Genomic DNA, 4,196 nt, shown 5'->3' on the forward strand with positions numbered 1-4,196 from the left:
GTGGGGTCCGATAGGTAGGTTTCCCACATCAGACCCGCCGGGGCGAGGTTCGCTTCTGACATATGCCGCGCGGCATCTGCGTACGCGCTCCCGATCGTCTCGTACAGGCCGACATGCGTGGCTTCCAGCCGTTCCCCTGCTGGCAACATCCCTGAAATCACGTTGCGAGTCGGAACGAAGTGCGTGGCGATCGGGTAGCCCGCTTCGATATCGACGGTCTCAGTCGGCGTGCCGTAGTACTTGCCGAAAGGCGCGCCAGAGGCGCTGACGCCCTGTTCCTGCAAGGCTTCCAGGGTGTCGTGGAAAGCCCGTGAGAAGAAGCTGGCCAAGTCGTCCATGCGCACCCGCTCCCTGATTCCCGCTGTCGGCTGCTCGGGTCCTTCGATGATGCGGATGCTCGTCATCCTTCGACGCTCCTAGCTCGCGATAGCCCTCCCTAGAGTCGAACGTCCCTCGGGCTGCGGCAGGGACGTACTCCAAGTGATACATGCGTCATGTCTTCCCACCCCACCGAGGCTGCACTACCGGGCACCGCATAGTCGTGGGACCTTCGTCCCGCAGGTCTCCACCGAAGGGGCATAGCCTCGTGCATACGGGGTCGCACCCGGACAGCCGAACAGATCCAGGACTTAAATCCACGATCGCACCGCGCCATTGACAAGTCACATGGATCGCGCGGGATGGCTGGTGTGACAGAGGCGGTAGTCCGACGGGAATACCGCCTCGTTCTCTGTCTGAACCTGAAGGTCCGATGCTGCCCCGAAGACGACGATCTCCGATCCAAGTCAGCGTTTGCAGATTCCAGAACGAACAACTCGACTCGAGAGCTGGAGCGCCATGATCGACCGGATACGGGTTGTGTCATTTTGGGCTCTGATCGCGCTGGCGAGCTTCCAGGCCGTATCCGCATTCGCCGGAGGTATCGGCCTCATCGCGAAGGCCGGGCTCGGAATGCCTCAGTCCTTTCTCGACGACGGCCCATTCAGATCTTTCGTATGGCCCGGTTTGATACTCATCGGCGTGGTCGGAGGATCCCAAGCTCTTGCAGCCGGACTGCTGTTGGCACGCAGAGAGTCCGCTCTGCTCTGGTCCGCCGTGGCGGGGTTCGGCATGATCGTCTGGATCTTCACCGAGACCGGGATAATCCGCGGCATGTCCTGGCTGCAGGCGCTCTACTTCGCCACAGGCCTTGCCCAACTGGTGGTCGTGATGGCGATGCTCGGCGTCGCCGCGTGGTTCCCGCGAGCCTCGTTGTCACCTGCGAGCATGCCTGAGACCTTCGATCCTCAGAATCTTTAGGCACGCTTCGCGGATGAACTCGTCGCGCCACCACCCGCGCGCAGCGAAGACGGTTCGGAACCGAGAGGACCTTCGGCCCCCGTCTGGCACCGAACAACGCGCACGCTGAGAAGCGAAAGGAGCAATCATGTCCATGAACCTCCCCGGAGTCGAGTCACACGACGTCGGCGCACAACCGGCATCAGCTCAAGCGTCGGACCGGTCCTTCATCGCCACCTGGATGTTCGCCTGGCTTCTCGGCTTCCTCGGAGTCGACCGGTTCTATCTCGGCAAGACGGGCACAGGAATTCTGAAGCTCCTAACCGCGGGCGGCTTCGGGATCTGGTGGCTGATCGATCTGATCCTGACGCTCGCCGGGGTGCAACGCGACAAGGCGGGACGCTTGCTTCCGGACTTTGCCGAACACAAGACGATCGCGTGGATCATCACCGCCGCAGGGTTCGGACTCTGGCTTGTCGTGGCGGCGGTCTCTGGCATCTTCGAGCGGATGCCAGACCAGTTCTGGCCCATGATGCCGTGGTGGTACGCGCCCTGAACATTCAGCCACTCACCCCATCTCACTTCAACGTCTGGCCCCTTGGCCGCGATTAGACCAGTTATCGGACTCTCGGCGCGAACTCCGCTCCTGAGCTGAGAGAAGTGTGTGCGACTCTCTACGAGCTGAGCGATCCTCGCAGTCGCTCGTCAACCAGTTACCTCCGCGGACGTGCAGGCTGACACGGAGAGCAACCGATAGTAGTACGTATGTCAGATTGATCCTGTGGTGAGAATCTCGCCGCTGTCGGATCTAAGCCCTTTTCGGTACAGGTTCGCTCGTGGATGAGAGCGAGGTGGGCTTGGACTTCCGGAGGCCCGTGCACGACGAAGGGGCAATCAAGCAAGAGCAGGCGGATCCTGAGCCACGGGGCCGTGTCCTCGGCGCTGTACCACCGGGTGAACTCTCCTTCGGTGGCGAGAGATCCGTCGCCGAGGTGGTCGCGTAGTCGTTCGGTCGCGGCCCGAAGGGGGATTTTCAGCGTGAGGTCGACGCGATACGTCGATCAAAAAGCGCGTTCGCTGGCGTCCAGGTGCGCTGGGATCTCAGCATCCGTCATCGTGTGACGTGCCGGCGCTCCCGTTGGCCGTGGACCCCGGATCCGGTCGACGCGGAACGTGCGCCATGCGTCCCGCTCGACATCGAACGCGACGAGGTACCAGCGTCCCTGCGCGCTGACGAGCTGGCGTGGCTCGACATGACGGGGCCACGCTCGCCATCGCGACGTTCATAGTCCACGCGCACTCGCTCTCGGTTGGATGCCGCGGCCGCGAGGCTCGTCAGGACATCCGGATATGCGGAGGCGGAACCGGAGTACGCCCGCCAGACCATCGCGCTCGCCCACAGAGTTCGGACGCGGTGGCGCAGCCGCGTAGGAAGTGACGTGCTCAACTTGGCCAGGGCTCGGATGCCGGCGTCTCGAGCCCCGGGAGGCCTTGCGCGGCGATCGCCCACAAACCGAGAGCGACGGCCACCGCCTCGTCATCCTCCAGAAGGAGCGGCGGCATCGACGTTCCCGCGACCAGGCGGTAGCCGCCGTGCACTCCGAGGCCTGCCTCGACGGGGTAGCCCATCTCGCGCAGCCTGTCGATGTCGCGCCGCACCGTGCGATGAGTCACCAACCACCCCGAATCACCGCCACAAGTCGAATATGAACTGACCGGTCTCGGCGCCTCATTCAGTCAGCCCTTGGACGCCATGCTGCGCTGGACGCTGACCCATCAGGATGCGATCGAGGCCAGCCGGGATCGATTCGACTCATGAGCGGCCGGCGCCCCGGTCACGGCATGACGGGGAGCTGACTCGCAGCATGCTTGCTGAGCACCTTGACGGACTCCTCGAAAGCGCCGAGATCGTTCGCAGGGAGCACGGCGAGCACGAGCTGCTCGATGTTGCGCGCATGGACGGTGGACGCCTCGACGGCGAGGCGCTCACCTTCCGGGGTCAGCTCGACGATCTGGACGCGCCTGTCTTCAGTCGACGCACGACGACTCACCAACCCCAACTCGACGCCGCGGTGCACGAGCCGCGTGGCACCACCTGAGGTGAGCACTTTGGCCTGTGCGATGCCCTTCGTGGAGATGCCGCCTTCACCGGCGCGGCCGACGATCAAGAGCAGTTCGAAAAGCGAGTGAGATAAACCCGTTTCGTCCTCGAGCGCCCTGCCGAGCAGATACTCCAAACCGTTGGCAGCGCCCAGCAATCGACCGAACACCAAGATCCGCGGATCGTTCGCGGCCTCCTTCGCCGATCCGAACTCGTGGTCATCTCTCACCAGACCAGGGTACGCCGCAGCGCGACACAGAGATTGAACCCACGAGATTGTTCGCAAACTCGGGAATAGCTGAGTAGTCAGCTTTTGTTGGACTTGATACGCGAGCGATTCGCCCCCAGGCTCGGACCCGAGCCCTCTCAGGAAGGAACCATGACCATGTCACTGAACTTCGATGTCTTCGACCTCGACTTCCCCGCCGGGTCGAAGAACAAATCAGCCGTCCTCGTGACGGGCGAAACTGAAGCGCTCCTCGTCGACGCCGGCTTCACGCGCGCCGACGGCCATCGTCTCGTCGCCGCCGTTCTCGATTCCGGAAAGCGGCTCACAACCGTGTTCGTCAGCCACGCCGACCCGGACTTCTACTTCGGGCTCGAAGTCGTCGCAGACGCGTTCCCCGATGCCTCGCTGGTCGCGACGCCGATCGTCATCGACCACATCCGCGCGTCCTTCGAAGACAAGCTCAAGGCCTGGGCTGCCCTCGGCGCCAACCTCCCGACCCGCCTCGTGGAGCTCACCCAGCTCGACGCGGACGCGCTGACCGTCGACGGTCAGCGGCTCGAACCCAAGGGCGGCTCTGCGACGCTGCCA

General features: G+C 63.6%; 6 protein-coding genes and 2 pseudogenes. 4 read left to right on the forward strand and 4 right to left on the reverse strand.

What is annotated here, in order from left to right:
• On the reverse strand, nucleotides 1-404 hold a 404-nt coding region (locus tag J7E68_RS18735), incomplete at its 3' end, for a GyrI-like domain-containing protein (RefSeq protein WP_215175057.1).
• Nucleotides 405-858: 454 nt separating this feature from the next.
• Here J7E68_RS18735 and J7E68_RS18740 point away from each other — a divergent pair.
• Both J7E68_RS18740 and J7E68_RS18745 read left to right on the forward strand, forming a co-directional pair.
• A complete protein-coding gene (locus J7E68_RS18740) occupies nucleotides 859-1,299 on the forward strand; it encodes a hypothetical protein (protein ID WP_215175058.1) in 441 nt (146 codons plus the stop codon).
• A gap of 127 nt (nucleotides 1,300-1,426) precedes the next feature.
• Nucleotides 1,427-1,834, forward strand: coding sequence for a TM2 domain-containing protein (locus tag J7E68_RS18745; protein WP_215175059.1), 408 nt, complete (start codon nucleotides 1,427-1,429; stop codon nucleotides 1,832-1,834).
• A gap of 505 nt (nucleotides 1,835-2,339) precedes the next feature.
• Here the strand turns inward: J7E68_RS18745 and J7E68_RS20415 are convergent.
• Both J7E68_RS20415 and J7E68_RS18755 read right to left on the reverse strand, forming a co-directional pair.
• A pseudogene (locus J7E68_RS20415) lies at nucleotides 2,340-2,528 on the reverse strand (WYL domain-containing protein); the annotation flags it as partial.
• A 193-nt stretch (nucleotides 2,529-2,721) separates the two neighbouring features.
• Nucleotides 2,722-2,952 carry an HTH domain-containing protein gene (locus J7E68_RS18755; protein ID WP_215175061.1) on the reverse strand — a complete coding sequence of 77 codons (231 nt, stop codon included), beginning with the start codon at nucleotides 2,950-2,952 and terminating at the stop codon, nucleotides 2,722-2,724.
• A 16-nt stretch (nucleotides 2,953-2,968) separates the two neighbouring features.
• Here J7E68_RS18755 and J7E68_RS20420 point away from each other — a divergent pair.
• Nucleotides 2,969-3,097: pseudogene (locus J7E68_RS20420) on the forward strand (winged helix-turn-helix transcriptional regulator); the annotation flags it as partial.
• Between the two features lie 16 nt (nucleotides 3,098-3,113).
• Here the strand turns inward: J7E68_RS20420 and J7E68_RS18765 are convergent.
• On the reverse strand, nucleotides 3,114-3,548 hold the full coding sequence (locus tag J7E68_RS18765) for a MarR family winged helix-turn-helix transcriptional regulator (protein WP_396652525.1): 435 nt from the start codon (nucleotides 3,546-3,548) through the stop codon (nucleotides 3,114-3,116).
• 210 nt (nucleotides 3,549-3,758) lie between these two features.
• On the opposite strand from J7E68_RS18765, the gene J7E68_RS18770 reads away from it, so the two are divergent.
• Nucleotides 3,759-4,196, forward strand: a 438-nt coding sequence (locus tag J7E68_RS18770; RefSeq protein WP_251049163.1) for an MBL fold metallo-hydrolase, incomplete at its 3' end; no start/stop codon positions are given.

Origin of the sequence: Microbacterium sp. ISL-103 (genome assembly GCF_018613995.1) — a bacterium.
In the GTDB taxonomy this organism is placed as follows: Bacteria; Actinomycetota; Actinomycetes; order Actinomycetales; family Microbacteriaceae; genus Microbacterium.